Source organism: Aromatoleum buckelii (genome assembly GCF_012910785.2).
GTDB lineage: Bacteria > Pseudomonadota > Gammaproteobacteria > Burkholderiales > Rhodocyclaceae > Aromatoleum > Aromatoleum buckelii.
Window position 1 is genome coordinate 682,349 of sequence record NZ_WTVH02000008.1, and the last position, 25,697, is coordinate 708,045.

Genomic DNA, 25,697 nt, shown 5'->3' on the forward strand with positions numbered 1-25,697 from the left:
TTTTTTTCTGTCTGGTTTGAACCGTCAGTGAGCAGTCGTCGGCGTTGGGTCCCCGGCTGTCGGGCGGTGCCTCCACTGGCAATGCGCCTCCCAGTCGACGAACTGTTCGGTCGGAATCGGGAAACCGACGAAATGGCCTTGGGCAGTGTCGCAGCCGAGCGCCCGCAGGCCGTTCCACTGCCCCTCGCTTTCGACCCCTTCGGCGACGACGCCGAGCCCGAGGTTGTGGCCGAGTTCGACCGTCGAGCGCACGATGACTGCCGAGCCGGGGTTCGTCAGCATGCTTGCGACGAACGACTGGTCGATTTTCAGCGAGTCGACGGGCAGCTTCTGCAGGTAGCTCAGGCTCGAGTAGCCGGTGCCGAAATCGTCGATGAAGAGCTCGACGCCGAGGGCCTTCAGGCGCTGGAGCGTCTTGAGTGCGCCGGCCGGGTCTTCCATCAGGGCGCTTTCGGTCAGTTCGAACTGCATCATCTCGGGCGGCATCGCCCACGTGGCAAACAGGCTCGAGATGCGGTCGACGAGGCGCGGGTCGCGCAGGTCCTGCGCCGACAGATTCACCGACAGCGGCTGGCGGATGCCCTGTTCGAACCACGTGTGGCTCTGGCGGAACGCAGTTTCGAGCACCCAGCGCGTCAGCGGCATGATCAGGCCGGCACGTTCGGCGAGCGCGATGAATTCGCCCGTCGCGACCATACCGTGCTGCGCGTGCTGCCAGCGCACCAGCGCTTCCGCGCCGCATACTTCGCCGGACGAGATCGACACTTTCGGCTGGCAGAACAGCAGCAGTTCGTTCTTGTCGATCGCGCTGCGCAGGTCGCTCATCAGCGCGAGGCGACGCGTGCATTCCTGATCGGCAGTGCCTTGGTACAGGGCGAATTTCGCGGCGGTGCGCTTTGCCTGGACGGCGGCGATCTTCGCGCGGCGCAGGATCGCATCGGCAGTGTTGCCGTGGCCGGGAAACATCGCGACGCCGATGTAAGCGTGCGGGTCGACGGTCAGCGGGCCGAGCGGCACCGGGTCGCAAACTTCGCGCATGATCCGCTGTGCGAGCCGGATCGCGACTTCAGCGCTGGTGTTCGGCAGGGCGAGCGCGAATTCGTCTTCACCAGCGCGCGCGACGGACCGTCCTTCGCCGGCGAGCTGCGACAGGCGCCTCGCCATCTCCTGCACCAGCAGGTCCGCCTCTTCGTAGCCCAGCGTGTCGCTGATCTCCTGGAAGTGCCCGATCTTGATGATCAGCAGCGCTAGCGGATTGTGCGCGGCATGCACCGCTTCGATCGCGGTCGTCAGCTCCTGGTGCAGTGAGGTGCGGTTCGGCAGGCCGGTGAGCGTGTCGAAGAAGGCCATGTGGCGGATCGTTTCTTCCGCCTCGCGGTGGCGCGCGCGCATCCGCAACGTGCCGATGCCGAAGCCGAGGTCATCGGCCATTTCGCCGAGCAGTGCACATTCCTGTTCGTTGAAAGCGTCGGGCTCGGCGGCGAAAATCGTCAGGTTGCCCGTCACCCGACCTTCGACCAGCAGCGGAAAGGCCGCGACCGAACCGTAGCCGCGCTCGATGGCTTCAGTGATCGGGATCGGCAGGTGGGGCGCGACCACGGTGTTGATATCCTGCACGACAGCCGGTTTGCCGGTTCGCACCGCCTGTGCGGTCGGGCCGCCTTCCCCTTCCGCCCAGGTGAAATGCGCGATGTCGAAAAAACCCTCTTCGAATCCCCTGTGAGCGACCGGCCGCAAGGTCTTCGCTTCATCCTGCTCGGCGAACCCGACCCATGCCATGCGGTAGCGGCCGAGTTCGACGATGATCCGGCACATCTCCTGCAACAGGCTCGTTTCGTCCTCGGCCCGCAGCAGCGCCCGGTTTCCGGCGCTCAACGTGCGCAAGGCACGTTCGGCATAATTCATGATCTTCCTTTTGTACCTCGCGCCCTGGGGACGCGCGGTCTCGCTGGATTCGATCGTGGCTGTCCCGCACGACTTTGCGATGGTTTGCCAGTGCGTCGCCCGATCGACAATAAGACCGGAGCTCTCGCAGATCGTGCCACCCTCCTGCCTTCAGGGTAGTGCCCGGAGTGTTCTGGCGCAACGACGGTAGATTGCGGGGCAGGCGGCGGCGCCGGAGGGCTGCGCGACGGCGAGCCGCATGATCGCCGACCCCCGCCTTACGCAGCGGAGCGTGATTTCCACGCCCCGATCGCGACCGGCACCAGCGACAGGACGATGATCGCGACGATGACGAGCGTGAGATTCTGCTTGATCCACGGCATGTTGCCGAACCAGTAGCCGGCGAACGTCAGCGATACGACCCAGGCCAGCGCGCCGATGACGTTGAAAAGCGTGAAACGTGCGTACGTCATGCTGCCGATGCCGGCGACGAACGGGGCGAAGGTGCGGAACAGCGGCAGAAAACGCGAGATGACGAGCGTCTTGCCGCCGTGCTTCTCGTAGAAAAGGTGCGTCTTCATCAGCGCCGCCTTGTTGAAGAGGCGCGAGTTTTCCCACTGGAACACCTTCGGCCCGAAGTAGCGGCCGATCGCATAGTTGAGGGTGTTGCCGAGCACCGCGGCGATCGTCAGCGCGGCGATCAGCAGGCCGATGTCCATGCCGCCGACCGCCGCGAGCGCGCCGGCGACGAACAGCAGCGAGTCGCCGGGCAGGAACGGCGTGACGACGAAACCCGTCTCGCTGAAGATCACTGCGAACAGGATCGCGTAGATCCATATCCCATAAGCCTGGACGAGCGCCTCGAGGTGCTTGTCGAGGTGCATCACGATGTCGATGAGGAAGTTGATGATTTCCATGGGCGGGGGCACGTGCGCCGGTTGGCGAAGTTGGGGATTTTACCCGACGGCGTCCGCCGCGCCCCATGGCGTTTCACCGCAGTCCCCCAGTGCGCCGGCACTCGAAAAACTCGCGTTCCGACAGCTTTTCCGCAGTCTCCCTTTCGCTCCGGGCATTGTCCGAGGGCCGCCGCGCTTTCGCCAGACGCTGCGCCCTCGCTCTGTCTTCGCGAATCTGCAAGCAGCGGTCCGATTCCGCCTTCTGCCGTAACTCATTCTCCGCGGCGGCGTCGCGGCGCCTCGCCGCCCGCTCGTCGTCGATGCGCCTCAGTTCGACCCGGCCGGTCTCGGTTCGCGAGCGCGCCCGCCGGTCGTCAAGCTGGTTGTAGTCGCCCGCTGCCGGCTTCACTTCGAGCGGCGCCGAATCGGCGTCGCAGGGGGTGCCGGAAAACACGATCCTGCCGCTTTCCCGGCATTGGTAGACCTGTCCCTGCGCGGATGGATGGAGCGCCAGCAAGGCGGCGCCGAGGCATAGCGAAAGGAGACGGGGAGTGAATGGACGTTCCTGCACGGTCGCTCCGTTCGATGGGGACGGGTTTCGGCGGCCTCGTCGCCCGCCCGCGGGGAAGGCCGCCCTTTTGCAAAGCTCGATTCTAGCCGGTGAAAAATCATTACGATTATTCCATATGGTTTTGCTTTCGGACGATGTGACGTCGTACGCTGCCTGCGACGCCATTGCAATAATTGACTACATTTCCCAAACAGTTGCGCAAACATCGCTTGCGACACTACCCATCAACACGTTCCGTCCCGGTCTTTCTGGCCGGACCGGGACGCCGGCGCCAGCGCTGCGCCATCCCGCAGGCCTGCAGCGAACCGCAGGGCTCGGGCACATAAGTGAAAGGAATCGAACCGAAGGAGGAAGTGGGTATGTCCGAATCGACCGGGCAAGCCGTGCACTTGGCTGCGCTGGACACGTTCCCGCGGTTGCTGATGCACCACGCGAGCGTGCGGCCGAACCGGCCGGCGATGCGCGAGAAGGAATACGGCATCTGGCAGACCCACAGCTGGGCGGCCGTGGCGCAGAACGTCCGCGCGATTGCATGCGGGCTCGCCGAACTGGGCTTCAGGCGCGGCGACCGGCTCGCGATCATCGGCGACAACCGGCCGCGGCTGTACTGGTCGGTCGCCGCGTGCCAGTGCCTCGGCGGCATTCCGGTGATGCTGTACCAGGACGCGGTCGCGCAGGAGATGATCTACGTGCTGCAGGATGCCGAGATCCAGTTCGCCGTCGTCGAGGACCAGGAGCAGGTCGACAAGATGCTCGAGATCGAGGCGCAAGTGCCGCTGCTGCGGCACGTCGTCTACGACGACCCGCGCGGCATGCGGCATTACACCCAGACGCTGTTGATGGGGCTCGACGCGCTGCAGGAGATGGGGCACAGCCACGATCGCAATCACCCCGATTTCCTCGACGCCGAGATCGACAAGGGCGCTTCCGATGACGTTTCGGTGATGCTGTACACGTCCGGCACGACCGGCAAGCCGAAAGGCGTGTGCCAGACGCATGGCGCGTTCATCGCCGCGGCGACCGGCGGGATGGAGTTCGACCGGCTGACCGACCGTGAGGACATCCTGTCGTACCTGCCGATGGCGTGGGTCGGCGATCACCTGTTCTCGTTCGCGCAAGCGATGGTCGCGGGCTTCACGATCAACTGCCCGGAGTCGGGCGACACGGTCATGACCGATCTCCGCGAGATCGGCCCGACCTATTATTTCGCGCCGCCGCGCGTGTTCGAGAACCTGCTCACCCAAGTGATGATCCGCATGGAAGACGCGGGGCCGGTGAAGCGCAAGCTCTTCCACCACTTCATGGACGTCGCGCGCCGCTGCGGAGCCGACATCCTCGACGGGAAACCGGTGTCGGCCGGTGACCGCGTGCAGTACGCGCTCGGCGACTTCCTCGTGTACGGGCCGCTGAAGAACGTGCTCGGCATGAGCCGCATCCGCGTCGCCTACACGGCCGGCGCGGCGATCGGGCCCGATCTGTTCCGCTTCTACCGCTCGATCGGCGTGAACCTGAAGCAGCTCTACGGCCAGACCGAGACCTGCGCCTACGTGTGCCTGCAGCCCGACGGCCAGATCAAGCTCGATTCGGTCGGCAAGCCGGCGCCGTTCGTCGAAGTCAGGCTCGACGACAAGGGCGAGATCCTCGTCAAGGGGCCGATGCTGCTGAAGGCCTACTACAAGCGCCCGGACGCGACTGCGGAATCGATCAACGCCGACGGCTACTTCATGACCGGCGACGCCGGCTTCTTCGACGAGGACGGCCACCTGAAGATCATCGACCGCGCCAAGGATGTCGGCAAGCTCAACGACGGGTCGATGTTCGCGCCGAACTACATCGAGAACAAGGTGAAGTTCTTCCCGTACGTGAAGGAGGCGGTCACGTTCGGCAATCACCGCGACTGCGTCACCGCGTTCATCAACATCGACCTCGAGGCGGTCGGCAACTGGGCCGAGCGGAAGGGCATGGCGTATTCGGGCTACACCGACCTCGCGTCGCAGCCGGCGGTGTATGAGCTGATCCGCGACTGCATCGAGAAAGTCAATGCCGACCTCGCCGCCGATCCGAAAATGAGCGGCTCGCAGATCCGCCGCTTCCTGATCCTGCACAAGGAGCTCGACGCCGATGACGGGGAGCTCACGCGCACGCGCAAGGTCCGCCGCAACTTCATCGCGGAACGCTACGGCGCACTGATCGAGGCGCTGTTCGAAGGGCGGAAGAGCCAGCACATCGAGACGCTGGTGAAGTACGAGGATGGCCGCGAGGGGCGCATCAGCGCCGACCTGCGCATCGAGGAAACGAAGACTTTCGCGCCGCACGCGGCGGCCCGTGCCGCGTGAGGAGAGGAGCGATGATGATGAACGACCTGATTCACGTGGCTCCCGACGCGCAACTCGCCGTCGCCGAGCGGCGCATCGGCGGCGTGGTCCTCGATCTGCAGAACATCTCGCTGTCGTTCGGCGGCGTCAAGGCGCTGACGAACATCAGCTTCGACGTGCGCGAGCACGAGATCCGCTCGATCATCGGTCCGAACGGCGCGGGCAAGAGCTCGATGCTGAACGTCATCAACGGCGTCTATCACCCGCAGGAGGGCCGCATCATGTTCCGCGGCGAGCTGCGCCAGAAAATGGAGCCGCACGTCGCCGCCGCACAGGGCATCGCGCGCACTTTCCAGAACATCGCGCTGTTCAAGGGCATGAGCGTGCTCGACAACATCATGACCGGGCGCAACCTGAAGATGAAATGCAACCTCTTCCAGCACGCGCTGTACTGGGGCCGCGCGCAGAAGGAGGAGATCGAGCATCGCCTCAAAGTCGAGGAAGTCATCGATTTCCTCGAGATCCAGGACATCCGCAAGACGCCGGTCGGGCGCCTGCCTTACGGGCTGCAAAAGCGCGTCGAACTCGGCCGCGCGCTCGCCGCCGAGCCGAGCCTGCTGCTGCTCGACGAGCCGATGGCCGGCATGAACGTCGAGGAAAAACAGGACATGTGTCGCTTCATCCTCGACGTGAACGACCAGTTCGGCACGACGATCGTGCTGATCGAGCATGACATGGGGGTCGTCATGGACATCTCGGACCGCGTCGTCGTGCTCGACTACGGCAAGAAGATCGGCGACGGCGCGCCGGACGAGGTCAAGAACAATCCGGAAGTGATCGCCGCCTACCTCGGCACGTCGCACTGATCGACTCACGGTCAACAGGAATCATTAAACCGGCGATTCGATACGACCGTTCGCCCTGAGCCCGTCGAAGGGCGCTGCCAGGGCTTCGACAAGCTCAGCCCGAACGGTATTTGGCTGCCGGGTTACTAGGAGACAGGAATGGGGTTCTTTTTCGAAGTACTGATCGGCGGCCTGCTGTCGGGCGTGCTGTACTCGCTGGTCGCGCTCGGCTTCGTGCTGATCTACAAGGCGTCGGGCGTGTTCAACTTCGCGCAGGGCGCGATGGTGTTCTTCGCCGCGCTGACCTTCGTCGGCTTCCAGGAAGTGCTGCCGGGCTGGACCGGGCTCGACGCGGACAGCAACGTCGTGTTCTGGCTCGCGTTCGTGCTCGCGCTCGCGGCGATGATCGTGCTCGGCATCCTGACCGAAAAAGTCGTGCTGCGCCCGCTCGTGAACCAGCCGCACATCACGCTGTTCATGGCGACGATCGGCCTGACTTTCCTTGTCGAGGGGATCGCGCAGGCCTTGTGGGGGGCGAACGTGCGGGGCCTGAGCTTGGGCATCGCGGACGAGCCGGTCGAATGGATCATGGAGAGCGCCGACATCCTGGTGTCGAAGTTCGATCTCTTCGCCGCGACGCTCGCCGGTGCGCTCGTCGCGTCGCTCGCGCTGTTCTTCCAATACACGAAAGTCGGCCGCGCGCTGCGGGCGGTCGCCGACGACCACCAGGCGGCGCTGTCGATCGGCATCCCGCTGCAGCACATCTGGGCGATCGTCTGGGCGGTGGCCGGTTTCGTCGCGCTCGTCGCCGGGCTGATCTGGGGCGCGAGGAGCGGCGTGCAGTTCGCGCTGACCTTCACCGCGCTGAAGGCGCTGCCGGTGCTGATCCTCGGCGGCTTCACGTCGGTGCCCGGGGCGATCGTCGGCGGGCTGATCATCGGCGCGTCGGAAAAGCTCGCCGAAGTGTATATCGGCCCGTTCGTCGGCGGCGGCATCGAAGGCTGGTTCCCGTACGTGCTCGCGCTCGGCTTCCTGCTGATCCGCCCCGAAGGGCTGTTCGGCGAGCGCCACATCGACCGGGTCTGAAGCGACTCGCGACCGCGATGGCACACCTACTGAACCGGCAATTGAATACGACCGTTCGCCCTGGGCCTGTCGAAGAGCGGTGGCAGGGCTTCGGCAAGCTCGGCCCGAACCGTATCGGGTTGCCGCGTTAACAAAAGAAAGACGGAGACAATGCATGCTTTATCGTGAAGCGGGCCAGTTCAAGGTCAGTTACCAAGAGGATCAACAGATCTTCCCGATCCGCCAGGACAGGGTCGGGTTCATCGCGATCCTCGGTTTCTTCTTCCTTGCCGTGCCGCTCGTCGCGAGCGAGTACTGGCTGCAGGCGATCCTCATCCCGGTGCTGATCTTCTCGCTCGCCGCGATCGGCCTGAACATCCTCACCGGCTATGCCGGGCAGCTGTCGCTCGGTTCGGCGGCGTTCATGGCGGTCGGCGCGTTCGGCGCATACAACTTCATGCTGCGCGTCGACGGCATGCCGTTCCTCGTCGCGCTGGCGATCGGCGGGCTGTGCGCGGCAGTGGTCGGCGTCGCGTTCGGCTTGCCGAGCCTGCGCATCAAGGGCTTCTACCTCGCGGTGGCGACGCTCGCGGCGCAGTTCTTCATCGTCTGGGCGCTGGTGAAGTTCCCCTGGTTCTCGAACAACTCGTCGTCGGGCGTGATTTCCGCGCAGCAGATCGAGATCCTCGGCTTCGCGTTCGACACGCCAGTGTCGAAATACCTGCTGACGCTCGGCATCGTCGCGGTGCTCGCGCTCGCGGCGAAGAACCTCGTGCGCAGCACGACCGGCCGCTCGTGGATGGCGGTGCGCGACATGGACGTCGCGGCCGAAGTCATCGGCATCCGACCGATGTTCGCGAAGCTGTCGGCGTTCGCGGTGTCGTCGTTCTATTGCGGCGTCGCCGGCGCGCTGTACGCATACGCCTACCTCGGCACGGTCGAGCCGGAAGGCTTCAATCTCGACCTGTCGTTCAAGATCCTGTTCATGATCATCATCGGCGGTGTCGGCTCGATCATGGGCTCCTTCCTCGGCGCGGCGTTCATCGTGCTGCTGCCGATCTTCCTGAACGTCGCGATGCACGCGCTGTTCGCCGGCTCGATGCCGGCGGGGCTCGGCTCGAACCTCGAACTGATCATCTTCGGCGGCCTGATCATCTTTTTCCTCATCGTCGAGCCGCACGGGCTCGCGCGGCTGTGGCAGATCGGCAAGGAAAAGCTGCGGCTGTGGCCGTTCCCGCACTGAGCATCGAACCTTCGAATGCCGGCACCCGCGGGGGCGCCGGCCGGTGGTCAAGGTAGAACGCAGCACCATTACATAAAAAAGAGGAGGCAACATGAAACTGAAGCACACCGCACTGATCGGCGCCGCCGTCGCCGGACTGCTCGCCACCGGCCATGCCGCCGCCCAGGAGCAGTTCATCGGCCTGCCGAGCTACCGCGTCGGCCCGTTCGGCGCGAACGGCGCGTCGCTGTATGGCGGCTGGATCGACTACATGGCGATGATCAACGCGCGCGACGGCGGGATCAACGGCGTCAAGCTGACGTGGGAAGAGTGCGAAACCGAATACAACAACGCGCGCGGCGTCGAATGCTACGAGCGGCTGAAGACGAAAGGTGCGACCGGCAACACGGTATTCCAGCCGCTGTCGACGGGCATCACCTACTCGGTGCTCGAGAAAGTCGCGCAGGACAAGATCCCGATGGTGACGATCGGCTACGGCCGCACCGACGCCGCCGACGGTCGCGTCTTCCCGTGGGTCTTCCCGATGATCTCGACGTACTGGACCCAGGCGTCCGCGATCATCAACTACCTCGGCACGAAGGAAGGCGGCATCGACAAGCTGAAAGGCAAGAAGATCGGCCTGCTGTACCACGACTCGGCGTACGGCAAGGAGTCGCACGCAATCCTCGACAAGCTCGCGGCGAAGCACGGCTTCACGGTCGAGAAGATCGCAGTGGCGAACCCCGGCAACGAGCAGCAGGCGCAGTGGCTGCAGATCCGCCAGATGAAGCCGGACTACGTGATCCTGTGGGGCTGGGGCGTGATGAACCCGACCGCGCTGCGCACCGCGGCCAAGACCGGTTATTCGCGCGACAAGATCGTCGGCGTGTGGTGGTCCGGCTCCGAAGAGGACACGATTCCCGCCGGCGACGCGGCAAAAGGCTACACCGCAGCGGGCTTCAACGTCGCCGGCACGAACTATCCGGTCGTGCAGGAAATCCAGAAGCACGTCTATGCGAAGAACGCCGGCAACATGGCCGACAAGGACCGTGTCGGCTCGGTGCTCTATAACCGCGGCGTGGTGCACGGAATCATCACCGTCGAGGCGATCCGCAAGGCGCAGGAAAAATATGGCAAGGGCAAGCCTGTGACGGGCGAGCAGGCGCGCTGGGGTTTCGAGAACCTGGACATCGACAACGCGCGGCTGACGCAGCTCGGTGCCGCCGGGTTCATGCCGGACCTGAAGATCACCTGCGCCGACCATGAAGGTGCGGGAAAAGTGAAGTTCCAGCAGTGGGACGGCACGAAGTGGAAAGTCGTCACCGACTGGATCCAGGGCGACCAGTCCGTCGTGCGTCCGATGATCGAGGAATCGGCCGCGGCCTACGCGAAAGAAAAAGGCATCACGCCGCGCGACTGCTCGAAGGAGAGTTGAGCGCCCCCAGGAAACGGCTTTGCCGTTTCCGCCCCCCGCGGGGGACAAGAAAACTTGGGGCGGCCCGGCGTTTTCTTGAGAGCGCAACGGACGGCGGGCGGGGTTTCTCCGCTCGTCGCCGGTTCAGGCGCCCCGGGGCGCAGACCACAACAGGCGAAGACACAGCATGCAGACGAATACAGCCGCGGCCCCTGCCGTGCCGGCAGCAGCGCCGTACCTCAGCATCAACAACGTCGAGGTCATCTACGACCATGTGATCCTCGTCCTCAAGGGCGTGTCGCTCGAGGTGCCGAAAGGCCGCATCGTCGCGCTGCTCGGCGCGAACGGCGCGGGCAAATCAACGACGCTGAAGTCGATCTCGAACCTGCTCGGCGCCGAGCGCGGCGACGTGACGAAAGGCAGCATCGAATTCAAGGGCGCACGCATCGACCGGATGACGCCGAACGACCTCGTTAGGCGCGGCGTGATCCAGGTCATGGAAGGCCGCCACTGCTTCGGCCACCTGACGATCGAGGAGAACCTGCTGACCGGCGCCTATACGCGCTCGATCTCGCGCACCGAGCTGAAGGACAGTCTCGAGAAGGTCTACCACTACTTCCCGCGGCTCAAGCAGCGGCGCACGTCGCAGGCCGGCTACACGTCGGGCGGCGAGCAGCAGATGTGCGCGATCGGCCGTGCGCTGATGGCGAAACCCGAGATGATCCTGCTCGACGAGCCGTCGATGGGTCTCGCGCCGCAGATCGTCGAGGAGATCTTCGAGATCGTGAAGGACCTGAACGCGAAGGAGCAGGTCAGCTTCTTGCTCGCCGAGCAGAACACGATGGTCGCGCTGCGCTACGCCGACTACGGCTACATCATGGAAAACGGCCGCATCGTCATGGAAGGCGAAGCGAAAGGACTCGCGAACAACGAGGACGTCAAGGAGTTCTACCTCGGCCTGTCGGGCGAGGGGAGGAAGAGCTTTCGCGACGTCAAGCATTACCGCCGGCGCAAGCGCTGGCTTTCTTGAGCGCGGACGGCCGCGCGCCTGATCCGGTCGTTTTTCCGTACCAAGGACTTAATGATGAACTTCTACGACGCCCGAGAAATCCGTGACCCCGCCGAGCGCGAACGCGAGCTGTTCGCTCGCCTGCCGGCGCAGCTCGCCCATGCGAAGGCGAACGCAGCGGCTTTCGCGAAGCTGCTCGACGGCGTCGACGCGGATGCGGTGACGAGCCGCGAAGCGCTCGCGAAGCTGCCCGTGACCCGCAAGTCGGCGCTGCTCGAACGCCAGAAGGCGGCGCGGCCGTTCGGCGGCTTCGCGACGACGCGCTGGGGCGCCGGGTGCCGTCGGGTGTTCGCGTCGCCGGGTCCGCTGTACGAGCCGGAAGGCGGGCGGCCGGACTATTACCGCATCGCGCGGGCGTTGTTCGCCGCCGGTTTCCGGGAAGGCGACCTCGTGCACAACACCTTCTCGTACCATTTCACGCCGGCCGGCTCGATGATGGAAACGGCCGCGCACGCGCTCGGCTGCACGGTGTTCCCGGCCGGCACCGGCCAGACCGAGCAGCAGCTCGCGGCGCTCACGGACCTGCGGCCGAACGCGTATGTCGGCACGCCGTCGTTCCTGCGCATCCTCCTCGATCGCGCCGATGAACTCGGCGTCGCTCACAGTTTCACGAAAGCTTTCGTCTCCGGCGAGGCCTTCCCGCCGAGCCTGCACGAGGCGTTCGCGGCGCGCGGCATCCCGGCATTCCAGGGCTACGCGACGGCCGACGTCGGGCTGATCGCGTACGAGACGTCGGCGCGCGAAGGCTTGGTCGTCGACGAGGATGTCGTGCTCGAAATCGTCCGCCCCGGCACCGGCGACCCGGTCGCACCCGGCGAAGTCGGCGAAGTCGTCGTCACGACCTTCAATCCGGACTATCCGCTGATCCGTTTCGGCACCGGCGACCTCTCCGCGCTGTTGCCGGGGATGTCGCCGTGCGGGCGCACGAACGCCCGCATCCGGGGCTGGATGGGGCGCGCCGACCAGACGACCAAAGTGAAAGGCATGTTCGTGCATCCGGGCCAGATCGCCGACGTCGTGCGGCGCCATCGCGAAATCCGGCGTGCGCGCCTCGTCGTCGACAACCCGGATCTGACCGACCGCATGACGCTGTATTGCGAGGTCGAGCAGGCTCCGGCGGGTCTCGACGCGGCGCTCGCGGCGAGCCTTCGCGAGCTGACGAAGCTGCGCGGCGAAGTGAGCTTCTGCGCGCCCGGCACCCTCGCCAACGACGGCAAGGTCATCGACGACGTGCGCACGTACGAGTGAGCGTCATGTGCGGGACGCGCGCCGCGGCCGGCTAGAATGCTGCCTCCGATCCCTTTCCGGAAATATACGCAAAGCATGCGACCGAAACCCCTGCACGGCCTGCGCGTCCTCGATCTCACGCGCCTTCTGCCCGGCCCGCTCGCGACCCAGCACCTGGCCGATTATGGTGCCGAAGTCATCAAGATCGAGGACACCGGCGCCGGCGACTACGCGCGCACGATGGGCGCGATGAACGGCGCGACGAGCTATTTCTATCAGGTCGTCAATCGCGGCAAGAAGAGCCTGCGCCTCGACCTCAAGAACGAGGCGGGGCGCGCGCTGTTCCTGCGCCTCGTGGCGAGCGCCGACGTCGTCGTCGAAGGCTTCCGCCCGGGCGTCATGGACAAGCTCGGCCTCGGCTACACCACGCTCGCCGAGGCAAAACCGGCGATCGTCTACTGCAGCATCTCCGGCTACGGCCAGACCGGCCCGTACGCTCAGCGCGCCGGCCACGACATCAACTATCTCGGCTATTCCGGCGTGCTCGACCAGATCGGCGTGGCCGGAGGGCCGCCGGCGATCCCCAACCTGCAGATCGGCGACCTGCTCGGCGGCAGCCTGTCCGCGCTGCTCGGCCTGCTCGTCGCGGTCATCGACGCGAAGGCGACCGGGCGCGGCCGCCACGTGGACGTCGCGATGACCGATGCGGCGCTCGCGCATGCGATCTTCCCGCTCGTCGAAGTGCTCGCGCACGGCGGCGTGCGCCCGCGCGGCGAAGACCTGCTGACGGGCGGCGTGCCGTGCTACGGCGTGTACGAGACTGCGGACGGGCGCCACATGGCGGTCGGCGCGCTCGAGGAGAAGTTCTGGTTGTTGGTGTGCGACACGCTCGGCCGGCCGGACCTGAAAGCCGCGCACCTGGCGACAGGCGCGGACGGGACGCAGGCGCGCAATGAGCTCGCGGCGATTTTTCGCGGCCGAGCGCAGGCCGAATGGGTGGCGATCTTCGACGCCGTCGACTGCTGCGTGACGCCGGTGCTGCGGCTCGAGGAGAGCCTCGCGAACCCTCACCTCGCCGCGCGCGGCATGGTCGTCGAAGTCGCCGGGGTGCGCCAGTTCGCGCCGCCGGTCCGCCTGTCGGAATTCGAGCCGGGGCCGGCGACCGCAGCGCCCGAGGCAGGCGGGAACAGCGACGAAATCCTCGCGGGCCTCGGGCTCGATGCGGCGCAGATTGCGCGCCTGCGGGCGGACGCAGTGATCTGACGCGGTCCGCCGTGCCGATCGGGTAAGCTCGGGGCATGCAAAGCCTGCTCCTGCTCCTGCCCGATTTCTCGCTGATTCTCCTCGGCGCGGGCCTGCGCCGGAGCCTCATTCCTGACGGCGCGTTCTGGGCGGGCGTCGAGAGACTCGTCTATTTCATCCTGTTCCCGGCGCTGCTCTTCCATGCGATGGCGGGAGCGGACATCGATCCCGGCAAGGCGCTGCCGCTGTTTCTCGCTGGGCTGGGCGTGATGGTCGCGGGTTTCGTTCTCGGCTGGCTCGGGCGCCCGCTGATGGGCCTGGACGCGATCGGCTTCGCGTCGCGGCTGCAGTGCGCGTATCGCTTCAATACCTATATCGGCATCGCCGTCGCCGGGAAGCTCCATGGCGCCGCGGGCGTGGCGATGATGGGCGCGCTGTGCGGCGCGATGGTGCCGTTCGCGAACATCATGGCGGTCGGCATGCTCGCTCGGCATGGCCATGGCGGCCTGTTGCGCGAGCTGGTGCGCAATCCGCTGGTGCTCGCGACCCTCGCCGGCCTGGCCGTAAACCTGTCCGGCGTCGCGCTCGCCGAGCCGTTTCAGTTCTTCCTCAAGCGCCTTAGCGATGCGGCCGTCGCGCTCGGCCTGCTCGCAGTCGGGTCGGCCCTGCGCTGGGGCGAAGCGGGCGGGAGGTGGGGCGGCTCGGCCTGGCTGGTCAGCGTGAAACTGATGCTGCTGCCGGCGCTCGCGTGGGCGCTCGGGCGCCAGCTCGGGCTCGGCGGCATCGCGTTCGACACGCTGGTGATGTTTGCCGCGCTGCCGTCGGCGAGTTCGGCGTACATTCTCGCGATGCGCATGGGCGGGGACGGACCGGGCGTGGCATGGCTGATCTCCGCGACGACGCTGCTCGCAGTCGCGTCGCTGACGTTCTGGCTGCAGCTGCTCTAGGCCGGTGCCCGGAGCCGCCGGCCGCCTACTTCGGCTGCGTTGTCGATTTGGCCGTTGCGGCCCCGGAAGGCTTCGGTTCGGCCTTCTTCTGATCCGGCGTCGAGGAGGGCTCGCCGGCCGCAGGCGGCGTCCCCGCCATCAGGTTCCAGGGCCACATCGCCGCGGCGGCGAACGGGTTGTCCCCCTGCTGGGCAGGATTTTCCGTGGCTTCGCGCGCCTGCTGGGTCATCGCCTGCATCGTGGCGATCGCGACGCGCTGCATCTCCAGCCCCTGGATCGTCATCTGCAGCATGTTCAGGTTCATCTTGAGCCAGTTTTCGACCGCTTTCAGGTCGGCGATCCGCTTGTCGAGTTCATCGACGTCGAGCGTCGGCGTGACCATCCCGGGCAGCGAAAACCCCATGCTGCTCCACATGCCGCGCACGAACTCGAGCGGATCCTTGGCTGACGTTTCTTTCGACACGGGAGTCTCCTGCAGCGGATCGACAAACGCCGATCTTACCCTACTCCGTGCGGAGCGCGCGGCGTCAGAAATCCCGCTCCGGGTGGGACAGGCGGTTGAGCAGCGCCCGCAGGCGCGCCGGCCGGACCGGCTTGTGGAGCAGCGCCAGGCCTTCGGCCTGCGCCAGACGCAGGGTTTCGGGGGCGGTGTCGCCGCTGATCAACGCCGCCGGGAGGTTTTCGCCGTATCGTGCGCGCGTCATGCGGATCGCATCGATGCCGTTCGAGGTGGGGTGCAGGCGGTAATCGCTGATGATCAGCTGCGGCTCGTCGCCGGACCGCGCGAGTGCCTCCAGCACGCTTTCGATGTCGCTGCCCGCGCTGACTTCGCACCCCCAGGACGTCAGCAGGCTGCGCATGCCCGCTTGGGCGAGCGGATCGTCATCGACGAGCGCGACGCGTACGCCGGCCAGGTCGCCGGGCTGCCGGCGGGTCTCGCCGGGCTCGGCGTATTCGACCGGTTGCGTGAGCGGCACTTCGATTGCGAACACCGACCCCCTGCCGGGACGGGAGCGGACCGCGAGGCGATGGCCGAGCAGATCGGTGAGGCGTCGCACGATCGCGAGCCCGAGCCCGAGCCCCTTGTCGCGCGAACGCGCCGGATTGTCGAGCTGGATGAACTCCTGGAAGATGATTTCCTGTGCGTCGGCGGCGATGCCGACGCCGCTGTCGCGCACTTCGATCCGCACTCGCTCGCCGCGCCGCCGGCATGCGATCAGGACCCGGCCCTTGCGCGTGTAGCGCACCGCGTTGCTGACGAGGTTGCCGATGATCCGCTCGAACAGCACCGGATCGCTCTCGACCCACAGCGGCGTCGGCCGGGTCCTGAGCAGCAGGTCCTGCGTGTCCGCGCGAGGACGCTGCTCGGCGGCGATGCGGTCGAGGACCGGTTGCAGCGGAAAACTGCTGATGTGCGGCTCCAGCACGCCGGCATCGAGTTTCGAGATGTCGAGCAGGCTGTCGAGCAGGTTCTCCATCGCTTCGGCCGAGGCCGCGATGCGCTCGACGAGGCGGCGCGACGCCGGCGCGTGCGTGTGTTGCGACAGCTCGGCGATGAACAGGCCCAGCGCATGCATCGGTTGGCGCAGGTCGTGGCTGGCAGCGGCGAGGAAGCGCGACTTCGACAAGGTCGCGCGCTCGGCTTCGTCCTTGCGTGCCCGCAGCTCCGCCGTGGCGTCCGCGATCTGGCGACTCATGTCCTCGTGCGCACTCGCGAGCTTCGCCGCCATCTGGTTGACTCCGTCGGCAAGCGTGCGCAGCGTGCCACCGCCGATACCCGACAGCCGTGCGGAAAACTGGCCTCGCCCGATGCGCTCGACTGCCGACGCGACACGCCGGATCGGCCCGGTGACGCCGCGGCTCATGTAGTGCGCGAGCACGAGGCTGCCGATCAGCACCATGAGGATCGCAGTGCTGCCGGTGATCAGCAGTTCGTTCTGCCGTGCGTTGAGCTGCGCTCGCGAGATGTCGACGACGACCGTGCCGAGCGCTGGGGGCGGCTTCGCGCCGGAAGGTGGGTCGAGGGCCGCTCCGTTGAAACCGTCGTCCAGATCGAGCGACGTCGGCAGTACCGGCTCGATGACGCGCAGCGTCCCGCTCGCGGTGACGAGGCCTGGCGTCCACGCCGTGCGCCGCGGCAGCGGCAGCGTCGCATCGAGCCGTCCGCTTCGCGCGAGCGCGTCTCCGTTGCGGTCGATGATCATCACGCCGAGGACGTCGGTCTCGGCGAGCATCGCGCCGGCGAGGCGCCGCAACGACTCCCGGTTGCCGGAAAACACGGCATATTCGCTCGCTGCTGCGAGCTGCCGCGCAAACGCCTGGCCGCGGGCGAGGTGGGCTTCGCGATGATCGGTGACTCGCGAGCCGGTGTAGAACGCGGTGAGCACGATCGCCAGCACCAGTGTCGGCAGCACTGCGACCAGCATCACGCGCGACCGGATGCCCCAGTTCCTGATCATGGCCGGGCGTCCCTGCGGATCATCCGCGCGGCGATCTCCTCCGCCGGTTCGAGCGTGATGCCCAGCGAGCGCGCGACATTCTGGTTGATGCCGACTTCGAACTGCCGTGGCGGCTGTGGCGGCGGCAGTGCTCCGCCGGCGAGGACGGTACGGATCGCCTCCGCGGCCTGTTCGCTGATTTGCGCCGGCGTCGAAAACAGGCCGAGCAGCGCACCCGCGCGAACGTAGGCGGGCGAAAAGCCGATCAGCGGCGAGCGGTGGCGGTAGCTCGTGAGCAGAATGTTCTGGATCGTGTAGCTGTTGAACACGACGCGATCGGGCAGCGCCAGCAGGATCGCGCGTTCGGCCAGCAGACGCTCCAGCGCCGGATAGATTTCGCGGTCGGTCGCAATGTTCTCGATCGTCACCACCATCTGCTGCTCGCGTGCGGCTGCGGCGAGCTTGGCGGCGAGATGCTGGCTACGCGGCCCGGCCAGCAGCGCGAGCTGCCGCCACTCGGGAAGGGCTTCGACAAGCAGCGCGATCTGCCGCTGGACCGGCTGATCGAGGAACACCGCGGAGCGTCGGCCGGCTCCCGAGGGGGCAGGCAGGTTCTCGAAGCTTTCGCGCGGCAACAGCGTGTGCAGCACCGGCTGGCGCGGTGCCTGTTCGGCCACCGCCTGCGCCGCTTCGGCGCCGACCGTGACGATGATCCGGCTGCCGGCGAGCGCGTCCGGGCTCACGTGTTGCGTCTCCACGACCGCGATGTTGGCAGCGGCGACACCCGGGGCGAGCGCTGTGCTGATCGCCGCGATCGTCTCTTCGTATGCTCCGCTGCGTTCGCTGCTCACGAACAGTACGTCCGCAGCCGCGACGGCCTCTCCCCGGCCGAGGGTGGCGGCGAGGAAAAGCAGGGTGGCAAGAAAAATGCGGCAGCCGCGGGGCATGATCGGTATCGGGTCGAGACTCAGGTGCGCCGCCAGCGGGACGCGGTCGCGTGGTTGAAGTAAGGCGCTGCCCAGCGCCGGCTTCCGGATGCAGACGCCGATCTCGAAGACTGCATCCGGACGGAGAACGGAAGCGGGGCGAGATGGTGCCCGAAAAATCCTCTCGTGCGTTCCTCACGGGGCATGCGTGCCGGATTTTTGTTGCCGCCGGGAGGGTCGGTGAATTTCGTCGCCGCGGGATGCGTCTTATGCATGAGGAATTCCTCGCGCCTGGTCTTTGCGGATCGTCATAGCATGCCGCGGTCCGTGACGCCATGTCTCGAGCCTTGAAAGCTCGGGCCCGCCGTCGCGGTTTCCCCGTGCCGGCCGGGGCGATACCATAGCGCGGCCGCCGGCGAGCGTGCGGTAATCCGCTGTTCCCGCATCCCGCAGTGCTGCAGTCCGCGCTCGTCCCGCGCCGGGTGGTGCAGAACGTTTTGTTACATCTGCGCGTGCTATGCTTTCTGCCTATCGCCGCCGCCTCCGGAGCAAGCAGTGACCCGCATACTCATCGTCGAAGACCATGCGCTCGTGCGCGAGGCGCTGGCGCAGACTCTCGCCCGACTCGGGGACGGGGTAGAGTGCGTCGAGGCGAAAGGTTCGGAAGAGGCGCTTGCCCGACTCGAGGAGAGTGCGGACTGGGATCTCGCGGTGATCGACCTGATGCTGCCCGACCTCAACGGGTTCGGTCTGCTTGCGGTGCTGGCGCGGCGTTTCCCCGACGTTCCGGCGATCGTCGTGTCGGCGCTCGACGATTCGGCGACGATCCGGCGCGCGATGAGAGGCGGAGCTTCGGGCTTCGTGTCGAAGGCGAGTTCGGGCGAAGTGCTGAGAAGTGCGGTCAGATGCGTGCTCGAAGGTGGCATCTATGCGCCCAGTGAGCCCGAAGGCGGCGCAAAGCGCTCCGGTGCGCCGGCCAGCGAGCGTTTCGGGCTCACTGCAGGGCAGACGCGAGTCATGGAACTGCTGGCGCAAGGAAAATCCAACCGCGAGATTGCCGAGCTGCTCGGATTGTCGGAAGGCACCGTCAAGGTGCATATGTCGGCGATCTTCCGCGCCTTGAACGTCAGCAGCCGGGCGCAGGCGCTGATCGTGATCGCCCGCCACGGGCCGCGGCTGTAGCCGGTGCGATCGATCCGCCGTCAGTACGGGCGGCGGCTCGCCTGGCTCAGGCGCATCGGCATCTCGGCGGGCGAGAGCCGGCCGCCAATCTGGTCGGCGTCGTGGCACCCGGTCGGGGCCGGTTCTGCGCCGTCGATCTCCATGATCTCGAGCACTTGGCGAGCGAATGCGCGGCAGGCATTGGCCAGCGGAGTCGGCAATTGTTCCGGCACTTTCTTGTGCACCAGCAGCTTGGATGCGGAAAGGGCACAGACGGGATTCAGGATGCGCTCGCGATACGCTCCCATCAGCTGCGACACGCAGCGGTCCGCGGCGTCGCGCTGCCAGGCGTTGGTTGGCCATTGGGCCGGCACGGCGTAGGCGCGCGGGAACATCTCGAGGTCGCGCAGCACCGTGCGGATGTCTTCATGGGACTCGCGGAAAGGCAGCAGCACGATGTCCGCCAGGGCGTACAGATGGCGATCCATCTCGGTGCGGTTGCCGCCGCCGTCGATGATGCCGATCCATTCGTCGAGGGTGCGCAGCTTGTCCACGACTTTGGTCAGTGCGTCACGGGTGCGGGCGTCGGCAGTGATGTAACGCCGCCCTTCCGGGCTCAGGGGTTCGCGCGTGGTGTCGGTCAGTACGCACGCCGAACGATGGCCGAGCAAGCCCAGGCCTTGCGAAAGCATATGGGAAAGCGTCGTCTTGCCGGTTCCACCCTTGTTGCCGATGACGCAGATGATTTCAGCCATTGCGGTGTTCCTCGTTCGCGGCCCTTTTGCCGCCCTGCCATTATCGGGGCTGGTTTCGGCGGCCGAGCGGGAAAAAGGATGGGGAATCGGCCGCTATTCCGCTGGGGGTGCGGCCAGTGCGAAGCGGTAGACGTAGAGGACGGTCGCACGTGCGTCCGGGACCTCGACGATCCGCTCCGGAGGCTCGCCGGGCACCGGAAAGCTGTTGCTGATCAGCAGCCCGTCGTGCAATTCCCGGCGTGCCTTGGCCCACACGTCGGCCATCGGTACCGGCGACAGAAAAGCGTAGATGATGTCGCACCCGGACCAGGAACTGGAGAAGAAATCTCCCCGCTCGAAGCGCACATTAGGCGGATTCCGTGTCCACAACCGGCTCATCAGCCACGGCCCGGGCGCAGCCTCGATTCCCCTGAAGCTGCAGTCCGGCCGCAGTCGCGCAAGGGGGCGCAGCAGCGAGCCGGTGCCGCTGCCGAGGTCGAGCAGCCGTGAGCGTCGGCCGGGCGGCAGCAGGCCGGCGACTGCGGCGACCGTTGCCCGGTTCGTCGGATACAGCGGTACCTGAGTGCGGAAGCTCGTCCAATACACTGCGAGCAGCAGCCCGAACGCTGCGAGATACCAGCCCGGCGCGACATCGAGCCGCCCGGCGAGCACCAGCAGCGGGACGAAGCCCAGATGGATCGGCAGCCACCACCGGGCGCTGCGAAGAACCGTCCCGATCGCTGCGGCGCTGATTGCCTGGACAGCCACGAGCGGCCAGATGCCTGCTCCGAGCGGGGCGCTGCGTACGAGAGTGGCGGCGATGACGCAGCCGGCAAGCTGGGCAAGCAGGGCCTTGAGGGCAGGAGGCATGAGTCGACGGCCGGGGCGGAGTTGCCGATGATAACCGGGTGGTCGCCCACAATCGCTTCGCATGAGCCCTGAGGGCTTTATCCGGCAGGCACGATTTTCCCCGGGTTCAGCAGGTTGTCCGGGTCGAGTGCCCGCTTGACGGCGCGCATCGCATCGACCGCGTCGGCGCCGTGTTCGGCGACGAGGAAATCCTGCTTGCCGAAGCCGATGCCGTGCTCGCCGGTGCACGTGCCGCCCATCGCCAGTGCGCGCTCGACGATCCTGCGGTTGAGCGCCTCGGCGCGCAGGATTTCGGCGTCGTCGTTCGGGTCGACGAGGACGACGGTATGAAAGTTGCCGTCCCCGACGTGGCCGACGATCGGCGCGATCAGGCCGCTGGCGGCGATATCCTCGCGCGCCCCGGCGATGCAGTCGGCGAGCCGCGAGATCGGCACGCATACGTCGGTCGTCAGCCCGCGGCAGCCCGGGCGCAGCGCGATGCACGAGAAATAGACGTCATGGCGCGCTGCCCACAGCCGGGTGCGGTCCTCCGGATGCGTCGCCCATTCGAAATCCTGACCGCCGTTGTCGCGGGCGATTTCCTGGACCGTCTGCGCCTGCTCCTCGACGCTCGCCTTTGATCCGTGGAACTCGAAGAACAGCATCGGCGACTCGCGCAGCGTCGTCTTGCTGTAGCGGTTGATCGCCTGCACCGTCAGTTCGTCGAGCAGCTCGATGCGTGCGACCGGCACGCCGAGCTGGATCGTCTGGATCACGGTGTGCACCGCGCTCGCGACGTCCGCAAACGCGCAGACTGCCGCCGACACCGCTTCGGGCAGCGGATGCAGCCGCACGATCAGTTCGGTGATCAGCCCGAGCGTGCCTTCGGAGCCGATCATCAGACGCGTCAGGTCGTAGCCGGACGACGATTTTCGCGCCCGCCCGCCGGTGCGTATGACGCGCCCGTCGGCAAGCACCGCCTCCATGCCGAGCACGTTGTCGCGCATCGTCCCGTAGCGCACCGCATTGGTTCCCGACGCACGCGTCGCGGCCATCCCGCCGAGGCTCGCATCCGCCCCCGGATCGACCGGAAAGAAGAGTCCGCTGCCGTGCAGTGCGGCGTTGAGCTGCTTGCGCGTGATGCCCGGCTGCACGACCACGTCCATGTCTTCGCCATGGACCGCGAGCACCTTGTTCATTTCGGAAAAGTCGACGCTGATGCCGCCATGGAGCGGCAGGATGTGTCCTTCGAGCGAGCTGCCGGCGCCGAACGGTACGATCGGCACACGATGCCTGCCGCAGGCTTCGACGATCGCGACGACCTCGGCGGTGTCGTGGGGCCAGACGACGGCATCGGGCAGCATGTCGGGGAAATGCGATTCGTCGTGGCCGTGATGCGCGCGCACCGCCTCGGCGGTCGAAAAACGCGTGCCGAAGCGCGCGCCGAGCTCTTCGGTGAATGCGGCGGGCAATGGCCGGCGAGCCGGAGCGTGGGGCAGGTTCATGCAGGTCTCCTCGTGATCGGGCGGCTCGTGCCGCACGCGATTATTGCGCCCGTGACGGATCTATCCAATCTGCGCGATCATCTGCTCCCTTTCAGAGCCCATCTGCGGCGCGGAGCAGTTCATGAACGAATCGATCGACCGGACAGATCTGCGCATTCTCGAACTGCTGCAGCGCGACGGCCGCCTTTCCAACGCCGACCTGGCGCAACAGGTCGCGCTGTCGCCGTCGCCGTGCCTGCGGCGCGTGCGCCAGCTCGAGCAGTCGGGAGTGATCCGCGGCTATGCCGCGCTGCTCGAGCCGCGGCGCCTCGGGCTGGGCCTGCAGGCCTTCGTCACGGTGACGCTCGAGAAACGGCGCGACACGCCGATGCACGCGTTTCACGCCGCGGTGCAAGCAGCGCCCGAAGTGCTGTCGTGCTTCGCGCTGACCGGCGAGATGGACTACCTGCTGCACGTCGTCGCCGAAGACCTGGAGCATTTTTCGCGTTTTCTGATGGATCGCCTGCTCAAGCTCGATGGCATCGCGAACGTGAAATCCTCGTTCATGCTCCAATCGATCAAGGATACGACCGAGATGCCCCTTGGGCAGATCGCACGTTGAACAAATTCCAGAAAAAGATTTGACAGAGGCGGTTTGGCCCTCTATAGTCCAGCGCTTCGCTTGGAGGGGTTCCCGAGCGGTCAAAGGGATCAGACTGTAAATCTGACGGCACTGCCTTCGAAGGTTCGAATCCTTCCCCCTCCACCAGCAAGTTTTATTGCCGGCTTCAGTTCGGTCTGATGACTGGCATCGGGTGTAATGCGGTTCGTCTGCGTTGTATGCGGGTGTAGCTCAATGGTAGAGCAGAAGCCTTCCAAGCTTATGACGAGGGTTCGATTCCCTTCACCCGCTCCAGGTTCGGCGGTTGGTTGTTTCGGAGCCCATGTAGCTCAGTGGTAGAGCACTCCCTTGGTAAGGGAGAGGCCACGTGTTCAATCCACGTCATGGGCACCACAGCTTTTCTGCCGGTCTGGCGTAGCGGTCGATCGGTCCGGTTTTTCTGATTCTGAATATGAGGTGGCGGCATGGCGAAAGGCAAGTTTGAGCGGACGAAACCGCACGTAAACGTCGGGACGATCGGTCACGTCGACCACGGCAAGACCACCCTGACGGCGGCGATCACGACGATCCTGTCGAAGAAGTTCGGCGGCGAGGCGAAAGCCTACGACCAGATCGACGCGGCGCCCGAAGAGAAGGCGCGCGGCATCACGATCAACACCGCTCACGTCGAGTACGAGACGGCCAACCGTCACTACGCGCACGTCGACTGCCCGGGTCACGCCGACTACGTGAAGAACATGATCACCGGTGCGGCGCAGATGGACGGCGCGATCCTGGTGTGCTCGGCCGCGGACGGCCCGATGCCGCAGACGCGCGAGCACATCCTGCTCGCGCGCCAGGTCGGCGTGCCGTACATCATCGTGTTCCTCAACAAGTGCGACATGGTCGACGACGAAGAGCTGCTCGAGCTCGTCGAGATGGAAGTGCGCGAGCTGCTGTCGAAGTACGACTTCCCGGGCGACGATGTGCCGATCGTCAAGGGCAGCGCGCTCAAGGCGCTCGAAGGCGACCAGAGCGACATCGGCGAGCCGGCGATCTTCCGCCTGGCCGAAGCGCTCGACAGCTACATCCCGACCCCGGAGCGCGCGATCGACCGCCCGTTCCTGCTGCCGATCGAAGACGTGTTCTCGATCTCGGGTCGCGGCACCGTCGTGACCGGCCGCGTCGAGCGCGGCATCGTCAAAGTCGGCGAGGAAGTCGAGATCGTCGGCATCAAGGCGACCGTCAAGACCACCTGCACCGGCGTCGAGATGTTCCGCAAGCTGCTCGATCAGGGCCAGGCGGGCGACAACGTCGGCGTGCTGCTGCGTGGCACCAAGCGCGAGGACGTCGAGCGCGGCCAGGTGCTGTGCAAGCCCGGTTCGATCAAGCCGCACACCCACTTCACCGGCGAAGTGTACGTGCTGTCGAAGGAAGAGGGCGGGCGCCACACGCCGTTCTTCAACAACTATCGGCCGCAGTTCTACTTCCGCACCACCGACGTGACCGGTTCGATCGAGCTGCCCGAAGGCACCGAGATGGTGATGCCGGGCGACAACGTGTCGATCACCGTCAAGCTAATGGCGCCGATCGCGATGGAAGAAGGCCTGCGGTTCGCGATCCGCGAAGGCGGCCGTACCGTCGGCGCCGGCGTCGTCGCCAAGATCATCGAGTAATTGCATATTGTCCTCATAGCAATTGCTTGATCGGAAGGCGTCCCGGAACCGGGACGCCTCGTAGTCTCTGCTGCAGGGGCATAGCTCAATTGGCAGAGCGTCGGTCTCCAAAACCGAAGGTTGGGGGTTCGATTCCCTCTGCCCCTGCCACTCCTTTCCGGATATTCATATTTCGATGGCCGATAAGTTCAAGGTTGCGCTGGCTCTCGCGCTGATTGCGGCCGGTGTGGTCGGCTTTTACCTACTTTCCGAGCAGGCGCTGGTTCTGCGCGTGCTGTCGGTTCTCGCCGGCGTCGCCGCCGGCGTGGCGGTCGCGTGGCAGTCGGAGCCGGGGCGGCGTTTCGTCGCGTTCGCGCGCGAGTCGATCACCGAAACCAAGAAGGTCGTCTGGCCGTCGCGCAAGGAGACGGTTCAGACCACGGGTCTGGTGTTCGCCTTCGTTGTCGTGATGGCGGTTTTTTTGTGGGTCACGGATAAGAGTCTGGAATGGGTGCTGTACGACCTGATCCTGGGGTGGAAGTAATCATGACGAAGCGCTGGTACGTGGTACATGCTTATTCGGGCTTCGAGAAGTCCGTCCAACGCGCCTTGGTGGATCGGATCAATCGCTCTGGAATGCAGGATTTTTTCGGCCAGATTCTGGTGCCGGTCGAAGAAGTCGTCGAAATGAAGAGCGGCCAGAAGAGCATTTCCGAGCGGAAATTCTTCCCCGGCTATGTCCTCGTCGAGATGGAAATGAACGACGAGAGCTGGCACCTCGTGAAGTCGACGCCGAAGGTCACCGGTTTCGTCGGCGGCACGGCAAACAAGCCTTCCCCGATTTCCGAAAAGGAAGTCGAGAAAATCATGCAGCAGATGCAGGAAGGCGTGGAGAAGCCGCGCCCGAAAGTGCTGTGGGAGCTGGGCGAAGTCGTGCGCGTCAAGGAAGGCCCGTTCACCGATTTCCATGGCGCGGTGGAAGACGTCAATTACGACAAGAGCAAGCTGCGGGTGTCCGTGACGATTTTCGGTCGTGCGACGCCGGTGGAACTGGATTTCAGCCAGGTCGAAAAGACCTGACGCAGGCGGGCCTCCGGGCCCGGACGTGCCCGATGAATCGGGCGTAGCGAGGAGCACCGGCCGCGACCGGTG

At 65.9% G+C, this 25,697-nt stretch carries 23 protein-coding genes and 4 tRNA genes; 18 read left to right on the plus strand and 9 right to left on the minus strand.

Going from position 1 to position 25,697, the window contains the following annotated elements; translation table 11 throughout:
- Positions 1-24 precede the first annotated feature (24 nt).
- The 3 genes from GO608_RS05070 to GO608_RS05080 all read right to left on the minus strand — a co-directional run bounded on the left by GO608_RS05070 (position 25) and on the right by GO608_RS05080 (position 3,297).
- Positions 25-1,905, minus strand: a complete 1,881-nt coding sequence (locus GO608_RS05070) for a putative bifunctional diguanylate cyclase/phosphodiesterase (RefSeq protein ID WP_169197193.1) — start codon at positions 1,903-1,905, stop codon at positions 25-27.
- Between the two features lie 257 nt (positions 1,906-2,162).
- A complete protein-coding gene (locus GO608_RS05075; protein WP_169197192.1) occupies positions 2,163-2,801 on the minus strand; it encodes a DedA family protein in 639 nt (212 codons plus the stop codon).
- Positions 2,802-2,874: 73 nt separating this feature from the next.
- Positions 2,875-3,297, minus strand: a complete 423-nt coding sequence (locus GO608_RS05080; RefSeq protein ID WP_169197191.1) for a DUF4124 domain-containing protein — start codon at positions 3,295-3,297, stop codon at positions 2,875-2,877.
- Between the two features lie 413 nt (positions 3,298-3,710).
- Between GO608_RS05080 and GO608_RS05085 the strand changes: the two genes are divergently transcribed.
- From GO608_RS05085 to GO608_RS05125, 9 genes are all read left to right on the plus strand, one after another.
- Positions 3,711-5,687, plus strand: a complete 1,977-nt coding sequence (locus GO608_RS05085; protein ID WP_169197190.1) for an AMP-dependent synthetase/ligase — start codon at positions 3,711-3,713, stop codon at positions 5,685-5,687.
- A gap of 11 nt (positions 5,688-5,698) precedes the next feature.
- Positions 5,699-6,532 carry an ABC transporter ATP-binding protein gene (locus GO608_RS05090; RefSeq protein ID WP_169197189.1) on the plus strand — a complete coding sequence of 278 codons (834 nt, stop codon included), beginning with the start codon at positions 5,699-5,701 and terminating at the stop codon, positions 6,530-6,532.
- Between the two features lie 138 nt (positions 6,533-6,670).
- The gene (locus tag GO608_RS05095; protein WP_169197188.1) at positions 6,671-7,597 is read left to right on the plus strand and encodes a branched-chain amino acid ABC transporter permease; all 927 of its coding nucleotides are present in this window, start codon (positions 6,671-6,673) and stop codon (positions 7,595-7,597) included.
- Positions 7,598-7,751: 154 nt separating this feature from the next.
- Positions 7,752-8,819: a branched-chain amino acid ABC transporter permease gene (locus GO608_RS05100; protein WP_169197187.1), complete on the plus strand. Its 1,068-nt coding sequence runs from the start codon at positions 7,752-7,754 to the stop codon at positions 8,817-8,819.
- Between the two features lie 91 nt (positions 8,820-8,910).
- Positions 8,911-10,233 (plus strand): ABC transporter substrate-binding protein, encoded by a 1,323-nt coding sequence (locus GO608_RS05105; RefSeq protein ID WP_169197186.1) that lies wholly within the window; start codon positions 8,911-8,913, stop codon positions 10,231-10,233.
- 166 nt (positions 10,234-10,399) lie between these two features.
- Entirely contained in the window at positions 10,400-11,242 is an 843-nt protein-coding gene (locus GO608_RS05110) for an ABC transporter ATP-binding protein (RefSeq protein ID WP_169197185.1), read from the plus strand.
- Positions 11,243-11,296: 54 nt separating this feature from the next.
- The gene (locus GO608_RS05115) at positions 11,297-12,529 is read left to right on the plus strand and encodes a phenylacetate--CoA ligase family protein (RefSeq protein ID WP_169197184.1); all 1,233 of its coding nucleotides are present in this window, start codon (positions 11,297-11,299) and stop codon (positions 12,527-12,529) included.
- Between the two features lie 75 nt (positions 12,530-12,604).
- Positions 12,605-13,771 carry a CaiB/BaiF CoA transferase family protein gene (locus GO608_RS05120; RefSeq protein ID WP_169197183.1) on the plus strand — a complete coding sequence of 389 codons (1,167 nt, stop codon included), beginning with the start codon at positions 12,605-12,607 and terminating at the stop codon, positions 13,769-13,771.
- 35 nt (positions 13,772-13,806) lie between these two features.
- Positions 13,807-14,697: an AEC family transporter gene (locus tag GO608_RS05125; protein WP_169197182.1), complete on the plus strand. Its 891-nt coding sequence runs from the start codon at positions 13,807-13,809 to the stop codon at positions 14,695-14,697.
- A 25-nt stretch (positions 14,698-14,722) separates the two neighbouring features.
- Here GO608_RS05125 and GO608_RS05130 read toward each other — a convergent pair whose 3' ends face one another.
- The 3 genes from GO608_RS05130 to GO608_RS05140 all read right to left on the minus strand — a co-directional run bounded on the left by GO608_RS05130 (position 14,723) and on the right by GO608_RS05140 (position 18,082).
- Positions 14,723-15,160: a PhaM family polyhydroxyalkanoate granule multifunctional regulatory protein gene (locus GO608_RS05130; RefSeq protein WP_169197181.1), complete on the minus strand. Its 438-nt coding sequence runs from the start codon at positions 15,158-15,160 to the stop codon at positions 14,723-14,725.
- 64 nt (positions 15,161-15,224) lie between these two features.
- The gene (locus GO608_RS05135; protein WP_247002876.1) at positions 15,225-17,156 is read right to left on the minus strand and encodes a hybrid sensor histidine kinase/response regulator; all 1,932 of its coding nucleotides are present in this window, start codon (positions 17,154-17,156) and stop codon (positions 15,225-15,227) included.
- Entirely contained in the window at positions 17,153-18,082 is a 930-nt protein-coding gene (locus GO608_RS05140; protein ID WP_169197180.1) for an ABC transporter substrate-binding protein, read from the minus strand. The genes GO608_RS05135 and GO608_RS05140 overlap by 4 nt, the downstream gene beginning before the upstream one ends.
- Positions 18,083-18,616: 534 nt before the next feature.
- Here GO608_RS05140 and GO608_RS05145 point away from each other — a divergent pair.
- Complete coding sequence (locus GO608_RS05145) at positions 18,617-19,243, plus strand: response regulator transcription factor (protein ID WP_169197179.1); 627 nt, start codon at positions 18,617-18,619, stop codon at positions 19,241-19,243.
- A 20-nt stretch (positions 19,244-19,263) separates the two neighbouring features.
- Here GO608_RS05145 and GO608_RS05150 read toward each other — a convergent pair whose 3' ends face one another.
- From GO608_RS05150 to GO608_RS05160, 3 genes are all read right to left on the minus strand, one after another.
- Positions 19,264-19,977 carry a P-loop NTPase family protein gene (locus tag GO608_RS05150; RefSeq protein ID WP_169197178.1) on the minus strand — a complete coding sequence of 238 codons (714 nt, stop codon included), beginning with the start codon at positions 19,975-19,977 and terminating at the stop codon, positions 19,264-19,266.
- A gap of 93 nt (positions 19,978-20,070) precedes the next feature.
- Positions 20,071-20,826, minus strand: coding sequence for a class I SAM-dependent methyltransferase (locus GO608_RS05155; protein WP_169197177.1), 756 nt, complete (start codon positions 20,824-20,826; stop codon positions 20,071-20,073).
- Positions 20,827-20,903: 77 nt separating this feature from the next.
- Positions 20,904-22,310: an FAD-binding oxidoreductase gene (locus GO608_RS05160; RefSeq protein ID WP_169197176.1), complete on the minus strand. Its 1,407-nt coding sequence runs from the start codon at positions 22,308-22,310 to the stop codon at positions 20,904-20,906.
- 121 nt (positions 22,311-22,431) lie between these two features.
- On the opposite strand from GO608_RS05160, the gene GO608_RS05165 reads away from it, so the two are divergent.
- From GO608_RS05165 to nusG, 8 genes are all read left to right on the plus strand, one after another.
- Positions 22,432-22,911 (plus strand): Lrp/AsnC family transcriptional regulator, encoded by a 480-nt coding sequence (locus tag GO608_RS05165; RefSeq protein ID WP_169197175.1) that lies wholly within the window; start codon positions 22,432-22,434, stop codon positions 22,909-22,911.
- Between the two features lie 62 nt (positions 22,912-22,973).
- Positions 22,974-23,058, plus strand: a tRNA-Tyr gene (locus GO608_RS05170).
- A 73-nt stretch (positions 23,059-23,131) separates the two neighbouring features.
- A tRNA-Gly gene (locus tag GO608_RS05175) sits at positions 23,132-23,205 on the plus strand.
- A 24-nt stretch (positions 23,206-23,229) separates the two neighbouring features.
- Positions 23,230-23,304: transfer RNA gene (locus GO608_RS05180), tRNA-Thr, on the plus strand.
- 71 nt (positions 23,305-23,375) lie between these two features.
- A complete protein-coding gene (gene tuf / locus GO608_RS05185; protein WP_169197170.1) occupies positions 23,376-24,566 on the plus strand; it encodes an elongation factor Tu in 1,191 nt (396 codons plus the stop codon).
- A gap of 74 nt (positions 24,567-24,640) precedes the next feature.
- Positions 24,641-24,716 (plus strand) — tRNA-Trp (locus GO608_RS05190).
- A 25-nt stretch (positions 24,717-24,741) separates the two neighbouring features.
- Positions 24,742-25,089 (plus strand): preprotein translocase subunit SecE, encoded by a 348-nt coding sequence (gene secE, locus GO608_RS05195; RefSeq protein ID WP_053420922.1) that lies wholly within the window; start codon positions 24,742-24,744, stop codon positions 25,087-25,089.
- A gap of 2 nt (positions 25,090-25,091) precedes the next feature.
- The gene (nusG, locus tag GO608_RS05200) at positions 25,092-25,625 is read left to right on the plus strand and encodes a transcription termination/antitermination protein NusG (protein ID WP_011237961.1); all 534 of its coding nucleotides are present in this window, start codon (positions 25,092-25,094) and stop codon (positions 25,623-25,625) included.
- Positions 25,626-25,697 lie beyond the last annotated feature (72 nt).